General features: G+C 65.2%; 17 protein-coding genes and 1 pseudogene. 8 read left to right on the top strand and 10 right to left on the bottom strand.

Annotated elements, in window-relative coordinates:
- Positions 1 to 66: 66 nt before the first annotated feature.
- A complete protein-coding gene (locus tag ACFO3A_RS10800) occupies positions 67 to 1,032 on the bottom strand; it encodes an MBL fold metallo-hydrolase (RefSeq protein ID WP_377726248.1) in 966 nt (321 codons plus the stop codon).
- Positions 1,033 to 1,134: 102 nt separating this feature from the next.
- On the opposite strand from ACFO3A_RS10800, the gene ACFO3A_RS10795 reads away from it, so the two are divergent.
- A complete protein-coding gene (locus ACFO3A_RS10795; protein WP_377726246.1) occupies positions 1,135 to 2,034 on the top strand; it encodes a LysR family transcriptional regulator in 900 nt (299 codons plus the stop codon).
- A gap of 104 nt (positions 2,035 to 2,138) precedes the next feature.
- Here the strand turns inward: ACFO3A_RS10795 and gdhA are convergent, their stop codons facing one another.
- The 5 genes from gdhA to ACFO3A_RS10770 all read right to left on the bottom strand — a co-directional run bounded on the left by gdhA (position 2,139) and on the right by ACFO3A_RS10770 (position 7,772).
- Positions 2,139 to 3,482, bottom strand: coding sequence for an NADP-specific glutamate dehydrogenase (gene gdhA, locus ACFO3A_RS10790; RefSeq protein WP_377726245.1), 1,344 nt, complete (start codon positions 3,480 to 3,482; stop codon positions 2,139 to 2,141).
- Positions 3,483 to 4,253: 771 nt separating this feature from the next.
- Complete coding sequence (locus ACFO3A_RS10785) at positions 4,254 to 4,406, bottom strand: hypothetical protein (RefSeq protein ID WP_377726243.1); 153 nt, start codon at positions 4,404 to 4,406, stop codon at positions 4,254 to 4,256.
- A 182-nt stretch (positions 4,407 to 4,588) separates the two neighbouring features.
- Positions 4,589 to 5,419, bottom strand: coding sequence for a MurR/RpiR family transcriptional regulator (locus ACFO3A_RS10780; RefSeq protein ID WP_377726242.1), 831 nt, complete (start codon positions 5,417 to 5,419; stop codon positions 4,589 to 4,591).
- A 78-nt stretch (positions 5,420 to 5,497) separates the two neighbouring features.
- Complete coding sequence (gene mutL, locus ACFO3A_RS10775; RefSeq protein WP_377726499.1) at positions 5,498 to 7,432, bottom strand: DNA mismatch repair endonuclease MutL; 1,935 nt, start codon at positions 7,430 to 7,432, stop codon at positions 5,498 to 5,500.
- An 88-nt stretch (positions 7,433 to 7,520) separates the two neighbouring features.
- Positions 7,521 to 7,772: a glycine zipper domain-containing protein gene (locus ACFO3A_RS10770; protein ID WP_377726241.1), complete on the bottom strand. Its 252-nt coding sequence runs from the start codon at positions 7,770 to 7,772 to the stop codon at positions 7,521 to 7,523.
- Between the two features lie 497 nt (positions 7,773 to 8,269).
- On the opposite strand from ACFO3A_RS10770, the gene ACFO3A_RS10765 reads away from it, so the two are divergent.
- Positions 8,270 to 8,917 carry a DedA family protein gene (locus tag ACFO3A_RS10765; RefSeq protein WP_377726240.1) on the top strand — a complete coding sequence of 216 codons (648 nt, stop codon included), beginning with the start codon at positions 8,270 to 8,272 and terminating at the stop codon, positions 8,915 to 8,917.
- A 92-nt stretch (positions 8,918 to 9,009) separates the two neighbouring features.
- On the opposite strand, the gene ispH is transcribed toward ACFO3A_RS10765, so the two are convergent.
- Both ispH and ACFO3A_RS10755 read right to left on the bottom strand, forming a co-directional pair.
- The gene (gene ispH, locus ACFO3A_RS10760; protein ID WP_377726498.1) at positions 9,010 to 9,972 is read right to left on the bottom strand and encodes a 4-hydroxy-3-methylbut-2-enyl diphosphate reductase; all 963 of its coding nucleotides are present in this window, start codon (positions 9,970 to 9,972) and stop codon (positions 9,010 to 9,012) included.
- Positions 9,973 to 9,976: 4 nt separating this feature from the next.
- Positions 9,977 to 10,453, bottom strand: coding sequence for an FKBP-type peptidyl-prolyl cis-trans isomerase (locus ACFO3A_RS10755; protein ID WP_377726238.1), 477 nt, complete (start codon positions 10,451 to 10,453; stop codon positions 9,977 to 9,979).
- Positions 10,454 to 10,529: 76 nt separating this feature from the next.
- On the opposite strand from ACFO3A_RS10755, the gene radC reads away from it, so the two are divergent.
- The 4 genes from radC (at position 10,530) to ACFO3A_RS10735 (ending at position 15,410) form a co-directional block, all read left to right on the top strand.
- A complete protein-coding gene (gene radC / locus ACFO3A_RS10750; protein WP_377726236.1) occupies positions 10,530 to 11,204 on the top strand; it encodes a RadC family protein in 675 nt (224 codons plus the stop codon).
- Positions 11,205 to 11,257: 53 nt separating this feature from the next.
- Entirely contained in the window at positions 11,258 to 11,866 is a 609-nt protein-coding gene (locus ACFO3A_RS10745) for a Smr/MutS family protein (RefSeq protein ID WP_377726496.1), read from the top strand.
- Positions 11,867 to 11,943: 77 nt separating this feature from the next.
- Entirely contained in the window at positions 11,944 to 12,918 is a 975-nt protein-coding gene (locus ACFO3A_RS10740; protein ID WP_377726234.1) for an ABC transporter substrate-binding protein, read from the top strand.
- On the top strand, positions 12,915 to 15,410 hold the full coding sequence (locus ACFO3A_RS10735; RefSeq protein ID WP_377726232.1) for an EAL domain-containing protein: 2,496 nt from the start codon (positions 12,915 to 12,917) through the stop codon (positions 15,408 to 15,410). Before ACFO3A_RS10740 ends, ACFO3A_RS10735 begins: the two co-directional genes overlap by 4 nt.
- Before the next feature lie 23 nt (positions 15,411 to 15,433).
- Here the strand turns inward: ACFO3A_RS10735 and ACFO3A_RS10730 are convergent, their stop codons facing one another.
- Complete coding sequence (locus ACFO3A_RS10730) at positions 15,434 to 16,450, bottom strand: M48 family metalloprotease (protein ID WP_377726231.1); 1,017 nt, start codon at positions 16,448 to 16,450, stop codon at positions 15,434 to 15,436.
- Between the two features lie 10 nt (positions 16,451 to 16,460).
- On the bottom strand, positions 16,461 to 17,054 hold the full coding sequence (locus tag ACFO3A_RS10725) for a LemA family protein (protein ID WP_377726229.1): 594 nt from the start codon (positions 17,052 to 17,054) through the stop codon (positions 16,461 to 16,463).
- Positions 17,055 to 17,138: 84 nt separating this feature from the next.
- Here ACFO3A_RS10725 and ACFO3A_RS10720 point away from each other — a divergent pair, with 84 nt between their 5' ends.
- Positions 17,139 to 17,381 carry a hypothetical protein gene (locus ACFO3A_RS10720; protein WP_377726227.1) on the top strand — a complete coding sequence of 81 codons (243 nt, stop codon included), beginning with the start codon at positions 17,139 to 17,141 and terminating at the stop codon, positions 17,379 to 17,381.
- 86 nt (positions 17,382 to 17,467) lie between these two features.
- Positions 17,468 to 17,595 (top strand): annotated as a pseudogene (locus ACFO3A_RS10715) (IS5/IS1182 family transposase); the annotation flags it as partial.

Below are 17,595 nucleotides of genomic sequence, written 5' to 3'. Positions count from 1 at the left end.
ATTTGCTATGTTTCAGATAGTTATGTATCTGAAGTCCTTTATTTATCAGCGGTAGGAGCTATTGATTTACGCTTGCTGCAGCGCGTGCCACATTTCCTTGTCGCGCTCGGCCGTCCAGATGCGCGGGTCGCGGATGCCGCTGGCCTCGTCATGGGCGCGGGTCACGTCGAAAGGCAGGCAGTGTTCGTAGATGAAAACGTGGCCGAACTTGGGGTCCATGTTTTTGCGCGTGTGCTGCATGCAGGCGTTCAGATCCATGCCCTGGGCCACGGCCTCCTGGGCGCTGGTGTAGAGCGTGCTGACGAAATCGCGCGTGTAGGCCAGCCCCTTTTGTACGTCCGCCGGGGTCAGCAGCGCCGGGCCACGGCCCGGAATCAGCTTGTCGAACTGCATGGCGGCCAGGTTGTCCAGCGTCTGCGGCCAGTCGGCCAGATAGGCATCGCCGGTGTAGCAGGCGGCATCGGCCTCCACCAGATCGCCGGAGAAGCAGATGTTCTGGCTGGGCAGGTAAACGATGGTGTCGCCCTTGGTGTGGCCGCGGCCCACCTGCTTGATCTTCACCTCCAGCTTGCCCAGCCATAGGGTCATTTCGCCCTCGAAGGTCATGGTCGGCCAGGTCAGGCCGGGCACGCTCTCGACGGCTTGGAACAGGCGCGGGAAGCGGCCGATTTCCGAATCCATGTCCTGCTGGCCGCGCTCGACGATCAGGTCGTAAGTGTCGCGGCTGGCGATGATCTGCTCCAGCCCTTCGCTCTTGTAGCCCGACGCGCCCAGCACGCGCACGGCGTGGTAGTGGGTCAGCACCACGTATTTGATCGGCTTGTCGGTGATCTCGCGGATTTTGGCGATCACGCCCTGCGCGGCCACCGGGGTGGCCGTGGCGTCGATGATCATGCAGCCGTCGTCGCCGATGATGACGCCCGTGTTCGGGTCGCCCTCGGCGGTGTAGGCGTAGGCGTTGTCGCTGAGTTTTTCCCAGCTGATCTTCTTTTCTTCCAGATCGGCCTGGGAGGCGAATTTCTTCTCGCTCATGGATGGTTCTCCTTGGATTGAATGGCAGTGCTTGGCTGCATTACAAAGGAGATCAATTTATGATTCAAACGGTTTTTTCTTATCAATTTATTTGTTTATCTTATGAATGTCACCCTGCGCCAACTGCACGCCTTCATCGCCGTGGCCCAGACGGGCAGCTTCACCCTGGCTGCCGAGCGCCTGTTCGTCACCCAGTCGGCCCTGAGCGGCCTGATCCGCGAGCTGGAAAACAGCCTGGGCCTGCGCCTGTTCGACCGCAGCACGCGGCGCCTGCGGCTGTCCGTGATGGGGCAGGAGCTGTACCCGCAGATCGAAAAAATCCTGCACGACCTGGAGGGCGTGGTCAGCGAGGCCGGCAACCTCAAGGCCCTGCAACGCGGCAAGGTGCGCATCGCCGTGCCGCAACTTTTGGCCTGCACCCTGCTGCCGGAGGTGATGTCCGGCTTCAAGGCCCGCTACCCCGGGGTGCAGCTGCGCATGGTCGATTGCGCGGTGGAAAGCGTCATGGCGCGGGTGTTTTCCGGCGAGGTGGACATCGGCATCGGCCCCGAGCGCGAAACCAATTCCGACATCGAGGCCGCCGAGCTGTTCACCCTGCCCTTCATGGTGGTGCTGCCGCCCGACCACCGGCTGGCCGCGCAGGAGCAGGTGGTCTGGCAGGACTTGAGCGCCCAGCCCCTCATCACGCTCCAGGGGCAATTCACCGAGTTGCTGGTCAGCGACGCTGGCGATGCGGCCCGCGACTTGCAGCAGGATTCCTTCATGCAGGTGACGTTCATGACCTCGGCCCTGGCGCTGGTGCGTGCCGGGCTGGGCATCACCCTGTGCCTGCCCTACGCGCGACTGCTGGTGGAGCAGAACGGCCTGGTCATGCGCCCGCTGGTTGCGCCGGTGGTGCGGCGCAGCTTCTGGACGTTCACCCGCAAGGGCCGTGCCCTGTCCCCGGCAGCGCAGGCGTTTCTGGAAGACCTGCGTGCCCGGCTGGGGCGCAATTGGGAATAAGCGGGAATGGATGAGGAAATAAAAAAAGCCCGCCTCGGAGTGAGGCGGGCTTGGTGCAGATCGTTAACCGTTTTTAACGTCTTTTGGTATCTGTTTGACGATTTTTAGATCACGCCCTGGCCCAGCATGGCATCGGCCACCTTGACGAAACCGGCAATGTTCGCGCCCTGGATGTAGCTGATGCTGCCGTCGGCGCGGCGGCCATGTTCCAGGCAGGCGGCGTGGATGCCGTGCATGATGCCGTGCAGGCGCTGATCGACTTCTTCGGCGGTCCAGGACAGGCGGATGGCGTTCTGGCTCATCTCCAGGCCCGAGGTGGCCACGCCGCCGGCATTGCTGGCCTTGCCGGGGGCGTACAGCACGCCGGCTTCTTCAAACACCTTGGCCGCTTCGTTGGTGCTGGGCATGTTGGCCCCTTCGGCCACGCACAGCACGCCGTTCTTGACCAGGGTGCGGGCGTCGGCTTCGTCCAGCTCGTTCTGCGTGGCGCAGGGCAGGGCGATGTCCACCGGAATGTGCCAGGGGCGCTGGCCTTCCAGGAACTGCGCACCGACCAGGGCGGCGTACTCGCTGGCGCGGCCATAGCGCTCGTTCTTGATTTCCATGAGCTGGGCCAGCTTCTCGGGCGTGAAGCCCTCGGGGTCGTACACCGTGCCGGCGGAGTCGGACACCGTCACCACCTTGGCGCCCAGATGCAGGGCTTTTTCCACGGCGTACTGCGCCACGTTGCCCGAGCCGGAGATGCTCACGCGCTTGCCGGCCAGCTCCTTGCCCCGGGTACCCAGCATCTCCTGCGCGAAATAGACCGTGCCGTAGCCGGTGGCCTCGGGGCGCATCAGCGAACCGCCAAAGGTCAGGCCCTTGCCCGTGAAGGTGCAGGCGGCGGTGTTGGTCAGCTTCTTGTACATCCCGGCGATAAAGCCCACTTCGCGGCCACCCACGCCGATGTCGCCCGCAGGCACGTCGGTATCCGGGCCGACGTGGCGGAACAGCTCGCTGGCGAAGGCCTGGCAGAAGCGCATCACCTCGGCCTGGCTCTTGCCCTTGGGGTCGAAGTCCGAGCCGCCCTTGCCGCCGCCCATGGGCAGGCCGGTCAGGGCGTTCTTGAAGGTTTGTTCAAAGGCCAGGAATTTCAGCACCGAAGGCGTCACCGAGGGGTGGAAGCGCAGGCCGCCCTTGTACGGGCCGATGGCCATGCTGTGCTGGATGCGGTAGCCGCGATTGACGTGCACCTGCCCCTTGTCGTCGTGCCAGCAGACGCGGAACTGGATCAGGCGCTCCGGCTCGACCAGGCGTTCGAGCAAGGCGTGGTCGGCGTAGTGCGGATTGGCGGAAATGAACGGCCACAGGCTTTCCATGACCTCGGTGACCGCTTGCAGGAACTCGGGCTGGTCGGGGTTGCGGCGGGCAACGTCATGCAGGAATTGGTCGAGGGTGGGGAGCGTCATGGGGAAACCGGCCTTTCATAGCGTTATTGCGATGCAGCAGATTATGCCAAAAACGTATGACCTCATGCAATCTGCATCGAGTCATCCTGGCATCACCGTTTGCGATACATCGCCGCGATGGCAGAAAAAAACGCTTGTACCCCGGAAGGCACAAGCGTTTGGCGTAATTTTTTGGATTGTGTTTTTACTCTGACTCAAAGGGCGTGGCACCCCCACTGCATGGCGTGGGCAGCCAAGCTATGCACCAATGTGCGTACATGGTGATTTTATTTAATGAAAACAAATACGCTTCATTATTATCTTGCTGATGAAAATGACAAGCGACATAAGAATCGAAAATTCCAACCAGTTATCCAGTCTTCTCTTCCATTTCCCAGTTATCAGACTTTTTGTCACAAGATAGCCGCCAAAAATTATTATCACCGTGGAAGTCATGACGATGAAATTTAGCAAAAAATCTTCAGCATTCCATGACTCCCATTGAATGCCAAGAAAATGGAGTGATTCTTTTGGAGAATTGTTCATGTAGTGACCGAATTATGAATTGTATTCTGTAACATGCAAAAAACCAATAAGCGTCAATCTTTTCTTCGCCCTGGTCATAACAACACTTGCGACCAGCGGCACAGTGGATGCTGCCAAAAAGCAAGCGAAGGCCAGACAGAAAATTGGTCAATAAAAAAAATAACACCACACCGAACAGGCATGGTGTCTAGAAACACATCAAAAGCATTGTGGGTAAGCTTGCATATTTTTCCGGATTTTTGATCATTATTCACCTCCTGTTGATCGTTCGCGTATTTCGTCTTTCCTTATGGTTTTCCAATCTTTACCTGCAACAACCAAGCACAATTCAATTTTTGCCTGCATGAGAGTATTTGCTTTGCAGCATCCATCGATCTGTTTTTCTTGTTCTTGCATCATTTAATGTAATAAATGATGCGACTAAGATTAAAAATCATTCTCGTATTGTATGTTATTTTTGCCATGTATTTCTTATGTGAAATCGCCGCACTGCCTGCATTTGCGCACCGCAGTTCGCGGAAACAGGCCGCGGTCAGCGCTGTGATAGCGGAGGGTTGGGCTACGCCCTGCGGCGGATGCCGTTATTCCAGCTCAAAGGGCGTGGCGCCCCATTGCACGGTGTGCGCCACCAGCCCGTAGACCAGGGTGTGCGCGGCGCTGGTATCGATCAGGTGGGCCAGCATGGGGGCGTGCGGGGTGCTGTCGCAGCGCAGCAGCCAGTCGGAGGCGGGCGCAGCGCTGGTCAGGTCGGTGATGCACAGCAGCTGGATGCCCGTCCGCTGCGCCTGCTGGCCCAGCGCCAGCAGCGGCGCGGGCACGCCGCCCAGGGCGCACAGCACCAGGATGTCGCCACGGGCCAGGGGGGCCAGGGCGGTGTCCAGCGTCTGCCCGGCAGCCGGTTCGGCCTGCGCGGGCTTGCCCAGCGCCTGGGCCAGCAATTGGCACAACTGCTGGGCCAGCAGGTGATTGGCCCCCAGCCCCAGGGCGGTCACGCGCGGGGCGCGGTGCAGGGCGGCGGCGATGGCGTTCATGGTGCTGGCCGGGATTTGCGCCAGGGTGGCCCGCAGCTTGTCCTGCTGGGCCTGCCATAGCGCCTGGCTGTTGGGGGCGTTGGCGCTGGCCAGGGCGGCGGGGGGGAGGGGCAGGGTACCGGCGGCGTCGGCTTCCAGCCGGGCCTGGCGGCGGGCTTCTTCATAGCTGCCGTAGCCCAGGTGGCGCACAAAGCGGGTGATGGTGGCGTTGGAGACGTCGGTGATCTGCGCCAGCTCGCTGGCGCTGTAGCTGCCCAGGTGGATGGGCGTGTCCAGCACCAGCAGGGCCAGCTTTTTCTCGGTGGGCGAGAGCTGGTCGAGCATCTGACGCAGGCGGGCCAGGAAGGGCGTGGCGTTGGGGTGGGCGGGTTGGATGGGCATGGCAGAAGTCGATGCGAAGGCAGGGCAGGGGCGATGCAAAACGGCAGTGCAAAACGGCGGTGCGGTCGGCGGTGTTGTTCAGCGCCCGCGCAGAAAGAGGGCGTCCAGCTCCGGCATCGTGAGCTGCCGCCAGGTGGGGCGGCCGTGGTTGCACTGGTCGGAACGTTCGGTCTGTTCCATCTGGCGCAGCAGGGCGTTCATTTCTTCCAGGCTCAGGCGGCGGTTGGCCCGCACGGCGCCGTGGCAGGCCATGGTGGCCAGGATTTCGTGCCGGGCGCGGGCAATCAGCGTGCTGGCTTCGTGCTGTTGCAGTTCGGCCAGCACGCTGCGGGCCAGCTCCACGGCATCGCCTTGCGCCAGCAGGGCGGGGACGCAGCGCACGGCCAGGGTCTTGGGCGAAAACGGCGCAATCTCCAGCCCCAGGGTGTGCAGGCTGGCGCTGTGCGCCTCGGCGGCGGCCACTTCCTGCGGCGTGGCGGCGAAGGTGGCGGGGATGAGCAGCGGTTGGCTGGCAATTGGCTGGTCGTTGCCCAGCTGCGCCTTCAGGCGCTCGTAGACGATGCGTTCGTGCGCGGCGTGCATATCGACGATGACCATGCCCTGGGCGTTTTCCGCCAGGACGTAGACGCCGTGGATCTGCGCCACGGCGCGGCCCAGCGGCCAGTGGCCGGGGGCCGCTGGCGCGGGGGCGGCCACGGCGGTCGCCGGGGGGCCTTCCTGCACTGTCAAGGGGGGGGCGTCGGCACGGTCTGTGGCGGGCGGGGTGGCGAAGCCCGCTGTGGGGGCCGGGACTGCGGTGGGGATGGGGGCGGTTGCGGGCAGTGCAGCCTCGCGCAGCGGTGCCCACAGGGCTTGCAGCTGGGCCGGTTGCAGCGCCCCGGCAGCGGTGTTCAGCGGGATGTTGTGCTGGTACTGGGCCGGTACGCGGGCTGCTGCCGTTGTGGGCGTCGCCGTGGGCGGGATGGGGGCTGCCGTCGGTTCGGTCTGTGTCAGCAACTGGGCGCGGGGCACGGCCAGGGCATCTTCCACGGCGTGCTTGACGGCCTGGTGGACTTCGCGGCTGTCGCGAAAGCGCACTTCGATCTTGGTGGGATGTACGTTCACGTCCACGCGCAGCGGGTCGATCTCGATATACAGCGCGTATACCGGCTGCTTGTGCCCGTGCAGTACGTCCTCGTAAGCGGCCTTGGCGGCGTGGCTGATCACCTTGTCGCGCACGAAGCGGCCATTCACATAGCTGTATTGCTGGTCGCCCCGGTTGCGGGCGGCGTCCGGCAGGCCCGCGCGGCCATAGACGGTGATCGCACCGTTGTGGAACACCCGCTCCACCGGCAGGGATTGATCGACGAAGTCCTGCCCCAGCACATCGGCCAGCCGCCGCGCCAGGGCCTGGCTGCGTTCGGTGTCCGGCGGCAGGGCACGCCACTGCTCGACCAGCTTGCCCTCGTGCCAGATGGCAAAGCCCACGTCCGGGCGGGCCAGGGCGTGGCGGCGCACGCTTTCGATGCAGTGGGCCAGCTCGGTGGCGTCGGTTTTCAAAAACTTGCGCCGTGCGGGGGTGGAGAAGAACAGCTCCTTGACCTCCAGCGTCGTCCCCTGGGCGCGGGCGGCACGGCGCAGTTCGCCGCTGTGGGCGTCCAGCAGCCAGGCGCTGTCGGCATCCGCCGTGCGCGAGAGGATGCTGGTCTGCGACACCGAGGCCACCGCCGCCAGCGCCTCGCCGCGAAAGCCCATGGTGGTCACGCTCTCCAGCTCGTGCAGATCGCGCACCTTGCTGGTGGCGTGGCGGCGCAGGGCCACGGGCAGCTCCTCGGGCGGAATGCCGCAGCCGTCGTCCTCGACGCTGATCAGGCGCACGCCGCCGGCCAGCAGGCGCACGGTGATCTGGTGGGCGCCGGCGTCCAGGGCGTTATCGACCAGTTCGCGCACCACGGAGGCTGGGCGCTCGACCACCTCGCCAGCGGCAATCTGGCTGATGAGTTCGTCGGGCAGGTCCTGGATGGGGCGGCGCAGGGGGGGAGTGTGGAAACCGGGGTGCTGCTCATTGCAGGGATTTTATGCACCTGGGCCGCTCCTCCCGGCCACAGGCGCATGGTGGGGGTCAATGGCGGTGCTTGCCGCGTTTTTTCTGGCTGGGGCCATCGTTGCGTTTGCCGATTTCGTTGCCGATCAGGGCACCGGCAGCGGCCCCGCCGACGGTGCCCAGGGTGGAGCCGAAGACGACGTCGCCCAGCAGGCCGCCAGCCACCGCACCGGCACCCGTGCCGATCTGTGCGTTGGTCGGGTGGCTGGCGCAGCCGGCCAGGCCCAGTGCCAGGGCCGTGCTGATGATGAGGGTTGGGGTGCGGGCCATAAGACGATCCTCCTGTTGTATGTAGCGTGCAATGGGTCGCCGTACTGTGCCAGCCCGCCCGGTAAACAAGGGTTGCCGTACGTAAAGTTGACTGCCGGTTTGTTAGAACCTGTTCACGATCTTTTCATGGTGCCCGCAAGGCAGCCAACCGCCGCAATCTAGGCGCGTGCCGCAGGCCAGGCTGGTGGCCTAGTCAAGGTGCGCAACGACGAGTGCGGCTGTTGGCTGCCTTGCCCGAAGGGTTGCCTCGCCAAGACAGCATCTGCGGCGTTGCAAATCCTCGCCGCCCCACCAGGGCGTCTGTGGTTTGCGCCTTGCATCTGCCGCCTTGGCGGGGCAACGGGCACCAGGAAAAGATCGTGAACAGGTTCTTAGGAAAGCTCTGCACGAAGCGCCGCACTGCGTGATTCGTGCAGAGTTTTCCTGGCGTTTGTTGAAGCGCCGGTGCGCGGCGCTACAGTACGCGCTTTCTTTTGTTTGCGCCCAGGGGCTGTGTTGTGGAAATTGCCGCGTTCTTGATCGACTTCATCCTGCATATCGACAGGCATTTGCAGGACTTCGTGGTGGCCTATGGCCCCTGGGTCTATGCCCTGCTGTTTTTGATCGTGTTCGTGGAAACCGGGGTGGTCGTCATGCCCTTTCTGCCCGGCGATTCGCTGCTGTTCATCGTCGGCGCCATGTGCGGCGCGGGGCTGATGGATTTCACCCTGGCCATGGGGGTGCTGCTGGTGGCGGCGATTCTGGGCGACCAGTGCAACTACAGCATTGGCCGCTTCATCGGCCCCAAGGTGTTCCAGTGGGAGAACTCGCGCTGGTTCAACCGCCGCGCTTTCGACCAGGCCCACAATTTTTACGAACGTTACGGCGGCGTGACCATCATCCTGGCGCGGTTCATGCCGTTCATCCGTACCTTTGCCCCTTTCGTGGGCGGGGTGGCGGCCATGTCGCGCAGCAAGTTCACGCTGTTCAATGTGGTCGGGGCGCTGGTGTGGGTGCTGGGCATTGGCACGGCGGGGTATTTTTTCGGCAACCTGCCGTGGGTGCAGGCCAATCTGGAAAAAATCATCTGGGGCCTGATCCTGGTGCCGGGGCTGATCGCCATCTATGGTAGCTGGCACGCCGGGCGCAAGAAACAGGCGGCTTGATTACTAAAAATAATAGCTTTTTCCGCTGATAAATAAAGATTTCTAGATATAAAACCATCTGAAATCCTTTGTTTTTGCGCGTAAGCAGCTCTTTATTTTTTCGACTTGCTGATGGACACCGGCTCCAGCTTCAGGCCTTTGGGCAGGGGGAACTTGATGGTTTCCTCCAGCCCGTCCATCTTGCGCACGCTGGCGGCGCCCAGCGCCCGGATGCGTTCGATCACGCCCTGCACCAGCACTTCGGGGGCGGATGCGCCCGCCGTCAGGCCGACGCGGGCGGCCTGGGCGAACCAGTGCGGCTGCAATTCCTCGGGGCTGTCGACCATGAAGGCGGGCGTGCCCAGGCGCTCGGCCAGCTCGCGCAGGCGGTTGCTGTTGCTGCTGGTGGGGCTGCCGACGACGATCACCACGTCCACCTGCGCGGCCAGTTGCTTGACGGCGTCCTGGCGGTTCTGCGTGGCGTAGCAGATGTCCTGCTGCTTGGGTTCGCGAATCTGCGGAAAGCGCTGGCGGATGGCGGCCAGGATGCTGGCGGCATCGTCCACGCTCAGGGTGGTCTGGGTGACGACGGCCAGCTTCTCGCTCTGGCGCGGCTGCACGCGGGCCACGTCGGCCTCGTCCTCGACCAGGTAGATGCCGTCCAGGAGCTGGCCCATGGTGCCTTCCACCTCGGGGTGGCCCTTGTGGCCGATCATGAGGAACTCGTAGCCCTCTTTGGCCAGCTTGGCCACTTCGACGTGTACCTTGGTCACCAGCGGGCAGGTGGCGTCGAAGATGCTGAAGCCGCGCCGCCGGGCTTCCTCCTGCACCTCGCGGCTCACGCCGTGGGCGGAGAACACCAGGGTCGCGCCGGGCGGCACGTCGGCCAGGTCCTCGATGAAGATCGCGCCGCGTGCCTTCAGGTCGTTGACCACGTAGGTGTTGTGGACGATTTCATGGCGCACGTAGATGGGGGCGCCGAACTTGGTCAGCGCCCGCTCGACGATCTCGATCGCGCGATCGACCCCGGCGCAAAAGCCGCGCGGCTCGGCCAGGAGGATTTCCTTGGGCTCCATCACCTCAGATGATCCCGATGATTTCGACTTCGAACGTCACCGGCTGGCCGGCCAGCGGGTGATTGAAGTCGAACAGCACCGCGCCATCCTCGCGCACCTGCACCACGGCACCGGCGTAGCTGCCTTCGCCGTCGGGGGTGGGGAACTCCACCACTTCGCCCACCTGGTACTGCTCGTCCGGATCGCCCTGTTCATTGAGCAGCTTGCGGGACACCCATTGCACCAGCTCGGGGTTGCGCTCGCTGAAAGCGGCACCGGCCGGCAGCGCAAAGCTGGCGCGTTCGCCCTCGGCCATGCCGATGATCTTTTCTTCCAGCGCAGGGGCCAGCTCGCCCATGCCCAGGGTCAGCGTGCCGGGCTTGCCGCCAAAGGTGTTCACCACATCGCCGGTGGCGCCGCCCAGGCGGTAATGCAAGGTTAAAAAAGCGCCGGCTTGCACGCGGGCGGGCTGGCCTTGGGGTTGAGGTGCGGTATCGGTCATGGGACTCCCTATAAACTGGCCGACATTGTAAGAAGCCGCGTTTGGCCCTTCATCCCACCCTCATTCCCGCCTTCTGATGTCGCTCAAAGACCTGCCATCCGATACCCTGCCGCGCGAAAAGCTGCTGGCCCGGGGCGCGGGCGCCCTGGCCGATGCCGAGCTGCTCGCCATCCTGCTGCGCACCGGGCTGGCCGGGCGCAGCGTGCTGCACATGGCGCAGGACATTCTCGACAGCCAGGGCGGTCTGGCCGGACTGCTCAACGCCAGTGCGGGCAGCCTGACCGGCATCAAGGGGCTGGGCATGGCCAAGCAGGCCGAAATCCTGGCCGTCATGGAACTGGCCCGCCGCGCCACGGCGCAGCAGTTGCGGCAGCAGCCGCTGTTCGACAGCCCGCAGGCCGTCAAGCACTATCTGCAACTGCATCTGGCGCACCTGCGCCACGAGGTGTTCGCCGTGCTGTTTCTGGACAGCCAGCACCGCCTGATTGCGCTGGAGGAGCTGTTTCGCGGCACGCTCACCCAGACCTCGGTCTACCCGCGCGAAGTGGCGCTGCGGGCCCTGCACCACCATGCGGCGGCCGTGGTGCTGGCACACAACCATCCCAGCGGCAGCGTGACCCCCAGCGCGGCGGACATCCAGCTCACGCAGACGCTGACCGGCGCCCTGGCGCTGATCGACGTGCGCGTGCTCGACCACCTCATCGTGGCGCAAGGCCAGGCGCTGTCGCTGGCCGAACAGGGGCAGCTGTGAAGCAGCACGCCCCCCTGTCCGGCCTGCACAGCCTGAAAGCCGTGGCCCAGGAAATCCGGCAGCGCAACGCCCAGCAGGCCGCGCAGCAGCAGGCCCGCATCGCCGCCCGGCGCCAGGCCGAGCGCGAACGCAACCTGTTTGCCCTGACCGTCGGCCCGGTCACGCCGCTGCGGGCGCAAAATCTGTATCAAATCCCGCTGGAACCCGCACCGCCAGAACCGCTACAGCTACAGATCGACGAGCAGAACGTGCTGCGCGAAGCCATGAGCGACGAGTTCGACATCAGCACCCTGCTGGAAGTGGACGCCGACCTGAGCTACCGCCGCCCCGGCATCGGCCCGGACGTGCTGCGCAAGCTGCGCAGCGGGCAGTGGAGCATCCAGCGCCAGCTCGACCTGCACGGCCTGCGCACCGACGAGGCCCGCGAGGCCCTGGGCCAGTTCATCCGCCTGGCACACCGCACCGGACTGCGCTGCGTGCGCATCGTCCACGGCAAGGGCCTGGGCTCGCCGGGCAAGGTGCCGGTACTCAAGGCCAAGGTGCTGCGCTGGCTGGTGCAAAAGCGCGAGGTGCTGGCCTTCGTCCAGGCGCGGCCTGCCGACGGCGGCGCCGGGGCGCTGGTGGTGCTGCTGCAACCGAGTACCCGACTGATGCGGCATTGACAATCCCCCATTGTCGCTGGGGTTGCTGTCATAATTGGATACAAGCCGCGTTCTCTGCGGCATTTTCCTGCCGCCCCATGCTGCGCCTCCTCCGCCTTCCGTGCTCCCTTCTGGCCGTGCTGGGCCTGACCTGGCTCCTGGCCGGTTGCAGCCCGCGCTACCAGCCGCCCCTCACCCTGGGCACCAACACCTGGATCGGCTACGAACCGCTGTACCTGGCGCGAGAGCTGGGCTATTACGACGGTGCCAACCTGCGCCTGGTGGAGCTGGCCTCGACCACCCAAACCCTGGATGCGCTGCGCATCGGCACCCTGGACATGGCCGCCGTCACCCTGGACGAAGCCCTGCTGCTGGCCCAGGAGGGGCAGCCGATTTCGGTGCTGTGGGTGCTGAACATCTCTGCCGGCGCCGATGCCCTGATTGCCAAGCCGGCCATTACCGCCCTGGCGCAACTGCGCGGCAAGCGCATCGGCGTGGAGCAAACCGCCACCGGCGCCTACATGCTGGATGCGGCCTTGCAGCAGGCCGGCCTGCAGGTGCAGGACATCACCATCGTGCCCCTGCCGCTGGACGAGCATTTCAGCGCCTGGCAGGCCAATGCGATCGATGCCGTGGTCACCTTCGATCCGGCACGGCAAAAGCTGCTGCACACCGGCGGGCTGGAGCTGTTTACCAGCCAGGACATTCCCGGGCAGATCGTCGATGTGCTGGTGGCCCGCCAAAGTGCCCTCGATTGCTGCCGCCCGCAGATCGCCCAGGTCATCGCCGGGCAGCAGCGTGCCCTGCAATACCTGCGCCAGACGCCCGATCAGGCCTGGCAGCACATGGCGCCGCGCCAGGGGGTTGCCGCAGAAAACGTGGCCGACGCGCTCTCGGGTATCGAGCTGCCGGATGCCCGTATGAACCGGCAGCTGCTTACCGACCCGAACACCGGGCTGCCCGCCACCACCCGCCAGCTGGTGCAGACCATGCAGCAAAACCACCTGCTGCATAGCCCGCCCGACACGGCAGCGTTGATCCGCGCCGACTTCGCGGTGGAGGCCGCGCCATGACCCCTGACACCCCCTTGCGTTCCGTGCGGCTGCAGGTGTGGCTGCCCGTGGCCCTGGCCGTGGCGGGCCTGCTGATACTGGCGCTGCTGACCATGCTGGAGCGCCGCCATGCCCAGGAAGACCTGCAGCGCTTTACCGACCGCACGGCCTACGTCCAGTTGCTCGGCACCCGGCGGTCGCTGGAGACGGTGCTGCGCCGGGACGATGGCAGCGGCCTGGACGCCATCGTGGCCGAGCTGGGGCTGTCCCCCACCATCGACTACGCCGCCTTGCTGGATGAGCACGGCACCGTGCTGGCCGCCACCCGTTTTGCCTGGAAAGGGCAGCCGGCGGCCCGCGTGCTGCCCCAGCCCGTCATGCCCCCGGCCCTGGACGCCCCGCAGACGCGCCTGCTGCTGGACAGTGCGCTGCTGCGCCTGCATGCGCAGACCCCGGTGGCCATGCCGCTGCAGCCCCACGAAATCCGCGCCAGCCGCTATGGCACCCTGGTGCTGGAGTACGACCTGGCGCCCCTGGCGGCGCAATGGCACCAGCGCATCCTGGAGCAACTGCTGATGTCCATCGCCATCACCGGGGTATCGGCCATTTTGCTGCTGGGCTTTGGCCGCCACTACATCCTGCGGCCCGTCGCCACGCTGCAAACGGCCATGCGGGCCATCGGCGCCGGCCATTTCAATATCCCCCCGCCCCTGACCGGCCAGGGGGAAATGTTCGAACTGGGCCAGTCCCTGCAACACATGGCGCAGACCCTGCAAGCCAGCAAGGCCGCCCTGGCTGCCAGCGAAACACGCTTTCACCAATTGGCCGACGCCACGCTGGAGGCGATTTTCTTCCATGCCAACGGCACCATTCTCGACGTCAATACCAACGCCGAAAAACTGCTCGGGCGCAGCGCCAAGGAGTTGATCGGCTGCGACATCTTCAGCCTCGTTACCCCCGAATACCGCCCGATCATCAGGAAACGTGCTGCCGGCGGTATCGAGGGCACCTGGGACGTGGACTTCCTGGCCAGCGACGGCCACACGCCTATCCCCTGCGAAGTCACCGCCCTGCAGCGCGAAATCAATGGCCGCAGCGTGCGCACGGTGGTCGCCCGCGACATCCGCGAACGCCTGCAGGCCGAAGCACAAATCCGCCAGCTCGCGCACTTCGACGCCCTCACCGGCCTGCCCAACCGCCGCCAGCTCTTCGACCATGTCCGCACCGAACTCCAGGAGGTCGAACACCACCCCAAGCGCCGCGCCGCCCTGGCAACCTTCAATCTGGACAATTTCAAGGCCATCAACGACTCGCTGGGGATGGCCACGGGCGATGCCACCTTGCGGGCTCTGGCCCAGCGCCTGAGCAGCCAGCAAGCCCCGCACCAGTTGCTGGCCCGCATCCACAGCGACACCTTTGCCCTGCTGCTGACCAATCTGAGCGGCACCCTGGAAGAAGCCAGCACCCAGGCAGCCCGCCAGGTCGAACAACTGCTGGCCCAGATCGCCCACCCCCTGCCCGTACAGCAGCACACCCTGCATCTGAACGCCGGCGCCGGGCTGGTGATGATTCCCAACGACAGCAAGGAGCCGCCCGAACTGCTGCGCGAGGCCGAAACGGCAATGCACCTGTCCAAAGCCGCCGGCGACAACCGGGTGCGCTTTTTTGCCCATGCCCTGCAGGAAGCGGCCAGCACCCGCCTGGCGCTGCGCACCGACCTGACCGCCGCCCTGCACATCGCGCCCCCCGAAGCGCAGCAACTGCTGCTGCACTACCAGCCGCAAGTCAACGCCCAGGGGCAGCTGCACGGGGTGGAGGCCCTGGTGCGCTGGCAGCACCCCAGGCGCGGGCTGATTTCCCCCGGCGCCTTCATTGCCGAGGCTGAGGCCAGCGGCCTGATCATCCCCCTGGGCCATTGGGTCTTGCAGGAAGCGGCCACGACCCTGCGCCGCTGGCAGAGCGACCCCGCCCACGCCGCCTGGGCACAGCCGCTGACCATGGCCGTCAACGTCAGCCCCCGGCAGTTCCGGGAGCCGGATTTTGTCGATCGCGTCCACGCCATCCTGGAGCAACTGGGCCTGAACGCCCTGTCGCTGGAACTGGAGCTGACCGAAACCGTGGTCGCCGACGATCTGGACGCCACCCTGGAGAAAATGCAGCAGCTGCGCCGCTACGGCGTGCGCTTCGCGCTCGATGATTTCGGCACCGGCTACTCCAGCCTGTCCTACCTCAAGCGCCTGCCCATCGACACGCTGAAAATCGACCGCTCCTTCGTCATGGACATCGACGCGCCCACGCCCGCCGTCCTGGGCGGCAAGCGCCCGGCAGTGCTGATCGAGGCCATCATCGCCATGGCCCACCAGCTCGACATGCAGGTACTGGCCGAAGGGGTGGAAACCCCGGCGCAGCTGGCACACCTGAAGGCCTCGGGCTGCGACATCTTCCAGGGCTATTTCTTCAGCAAGCCGCTGCCCGAAGCGCAATTGCAACCCTGGGCTGCCGCCCGGATGTAGGAAGACAAAGGCCCCCTGCCCTGCTAATCGCGTTTATCCAGCGCCATGGCCGGCATGGGGTGGCCGTACACCCGGGCAATGCGCTCCCTGAGCGGCGGGTGGGCATCCAGCCAGTGCGCCAGGCGGTTGCTGTCCGGCACTTCGGCCAGCAGCATGTGCTGCACCAGGGGGTGGTGCAATCCGGCATGGCTGCGCCGGTCGTGGTGCCAATGGCCGCGCTCGCGCTGCGCCTGCTGGCGCTGGTACAGCACCTTGCGCAACACCCCGCCGATACCGGCCGGGTTGCGCGTCCATTGCAGCGCCCGGGCATCGGCCAGCCATTCGCGCTGGCGCGAAACCGCCGCCTTGAGCAGCTTGCCGCTGAACCACCCCACCCAGCCCGCCGCCATGATGGCGCTGCCGAACCAGCGCCCCAATCCGCCGCCTTCCTCGCGCAGGGTGGCGCCAAAGTTATGGATCAGCTCCAGCCCGTAGACCATGCCCACCAGGTGCATGTTCAGGTAGGTGTCGCCTTCCTTCAGGTGCGACAGCTCGTGCGCCACCAGGCCCTGCAGCTCGTCGCGGGTCAGGTAGTCCAGCGCCCCCTGGGTGACGGCAATCACGGCGTCCTCCGGCGCCCAGCCCGCGGCAAAGGCATTGATGGCATCCGTGCGGGCCAGCACCACTACCTGCGGCGGCTGCATGTGGGCGGCCACGCACATTTCCTGCACGGTATTGACCAGCTGCTGCTCCGGCAGGTTGCGCCCGGTCTGCGCCGGGCGGGCGCCGACCAGCTGCGCCAGCTTGCGCCCGCCCCCCTGCATGGCGTCATGCTCCACCCACCAGCCGCCGAGGATGAAAAACAGCGTCACCCCCAGGTTGGTCAGCACAAACCCGCGCGGGTACGGCCAGCCGTGCAGCAGCAGCCACCAGGCCAGCGTCAGCCCCAGGTGGACGACGCCCAGGCACAGCAGCACGCACAGGAAAAAACCCAGCAGCAGGCGGCGCGTGCGCCGGCGGGCCTGGCGCTGGGTGTCCCAGAAACCTTGGGGGCGAACCATCGGCAGAGGATTAGAAACGTACCTGGGGGGCGGCGCGTTCGTGGGCCGACTGGGTCGCCTGCAGCATGTCCAGATGGGCAAAGCCCATCAGCCGGGCGATGACGAGGTCGGGGAACTGGCTGGCCTGATCGTTGTAGGTCAGGATTTCATCGTTGTACGCCTGACGGGCAAAGCCCAGGCGGTTTTCCGTGCTGGTGATTTCCTCGCTGAGGCTTTGCATCTGGGCATCGGCCTTCAAGTCGGGATAGTTTTCGGTCAGCACCATGAGCTGGCCCAGGCTGGCGCCCAGGGCGGCCTCGGCCCCGGCCAGACCGGCCATCGCAGCCGTCTGGCCCGGATGGCGGCGGGCGGTGGCGGCCGCTTGCGCGGCCTGCCCCCGGGCGCGGGCCACGGCCTCCAGCGTGCTGGCCTCGTGCGCCATATAGCCCCGGGCCACTTCCACCAGATTGGGGATGAGGTCATGGCGGCGTTTGAGCTGCACGTCGATCTGCGCAAAAGCGTTGTCCACCCGGTTGCGCAACTGGCGCAGGCGGTTGTGCAGGACAACGGCCCAAAGCGCCAGCGCCGCCGCCACGCCCAAAGCGATCCAGCCAGAAGTTTGCATAGTGGTTTGTCTCCCCGGTTGATGGACTGTGCAGCCCGCAGAATCCCGCAAAATTGGCACGAGAAAGCGAAAGAAAGCCAGTATATGCAAACACCCCCCGCACCTCTGCCCCCGCATCCCGCCACCCCCGACTGGCGCGACGCCCCCGGCCCCGACTGGAACTGGCTGGCGCAGGACGCCGACGGCCAATGGTTCTGGTACCGCACCGAACCGCAGCTCGGCTGGGCAGGCGGCATCTGGCGCAGCAATTCCCGCTACCAGCACCCCGCCGGACAAGGCACGCCCACCCCCGACTGGGCCAACTCCCTGCAAACCAGGCCAGACTGAAGCTGCGCAGCAAGCGAAAAGGCCCACACCCAGCAACGCGTCCGTAAGAACGTGTTTACGATCTTTTTGCCCCCGACAATCCTTGGATGAAAAGAAAGCCGTACCCAAGCGACATCAGTCGAGAGAAATTTGCCGAGATCGAGCCGCTGTTGCGCAGCGTTCGACGCAGCACCAAACCGATCAAGCTCGATCTGTACGAGGTGTTCTGTGCAGT

It is taken from the genome of Comamonas nitrativorans (assembly GCF_042654765.1).
Taxonomy (GTDB): Bacteria; Pseudomonadota; Gammaproteobacteria; order Burkholderiales; family Burkholderiaceae_C; genus Comamonas; species Comamonas nitrativorans.
The sequence above is the reverse complement of the archived record's forward strand: the minus strand, read 5'-3'. Positions and strand labels throughout refer to the sequence as shown.

What these genes read in the sequence shown, in the direction of transcription:
- radC (WP_377726236.1), top strand. Translation starts at nt 10,530, where the DNA reads ATGTCGCTCAAAGACCTGCCATCCGATACCCTGCCGCGCGAAAAGCTG.
- ACFO3A_RS10730 (WP_377726231.1), bottom strand. Translation starts at nt 16,450, where the DNA reads ATGGTTCGCCCCCAAGGTTTCTGGGACACCCAGCGCCAGGCCCGCCGG.
- ACFO3A_RS10770 (WP_377726241.1), bottom strand. Translation starts at nt 7,772, where the DNA reads ATGGCCCGCACCCCAACCCTCATCATCAGCACGGCCCTGGCACTGGGC.
- ACFO3A_RS10795 (WP_377726246.1), top strand. Translation starts at nt 1,135, where the DNA reads ATGAATGTCACCCTGCGCCAACTGCACGCCTTCATCGCCGTGGCCCAG.
- ACFO3A_RS10785 (WP_377726243.1), bottom strand. Translation starts at nt 4,406, where the DNA reads ATGATGCAAGAACAAGAAAAACAGATCGATGGATGCTGCAAAGCAAAT.
- ACFO3A_RS10780 (WP_377726242.1), bottom strand. Translation starts at nt 5,419, where the DNA reads ATGCCCATCCAACCCGCCCACCCCAACGCCACGCCCTTCCTGGCCCGC.
- ACFO3A_RS10755 (WP_377726238.1), bottom strand. Translation starts at nt 10,453, where the DNA reads ATGACCGATACCGCACCTCAACCCCAAGGCCAGCCCGCCCGCGTGCAA.
- ispH (WP_377726498.1), bottom strand. Translation starts at nt 9,972, where the DNA reads ATGGAGCCCAAGGAAATCCTCCTGGCCGAGCCGCGCGGCTTTTGCGCC.
- ACFO3A_RS10735 (WP_377726232.1), top strand. Translation starts at nt 12,915, where the DNA reads ATGACCCCTGACACCCCCTTGCGTTCCGTGCGGCTGCAGGTGTGGCTG.
- ACFO3A_RS10740 (WP_377726234.1), top strand. Translation starts at nt 11,944, where the DNA reads ATGCTGCGCCTCCTCCGCCTTCCGTGCTCCCTTCTGGCCGTGCTGGGC.
- ACFO3A_RS10800 (WP_377726248.1), bottom strand. Translation starts at nt 1,032, where the DNA reads ATGAGCGAGAAGAAATTCGCCTCCCAGGCCGATCTGGAAGAAAAGAAG.
- ACFO3A_RS10725 (WP_377726229.1), bottom strand. Translation starts at nt 17,054, where the DNA reads ATGCAAACTTCTGGCTGGATCGCTTTGGGCGTGGCGGCGGCGCTGGCG.
- gdhA (WP_377726245.1), bottom strand. Translation starts at nt 3,482, where the DNA reads ATGACGCTCCCCACCCTCGACCAATTCCTGCATGACGTTGCCCGCCGC.
- ACFO3A_RS10720 (WP_377726227.1), top strand. Translation starts at nt 17,139, where the DNA reads ATGCAAACACCCCCCGCACCTCTGCCCCCGCATCCCGCCACCCCCGAC.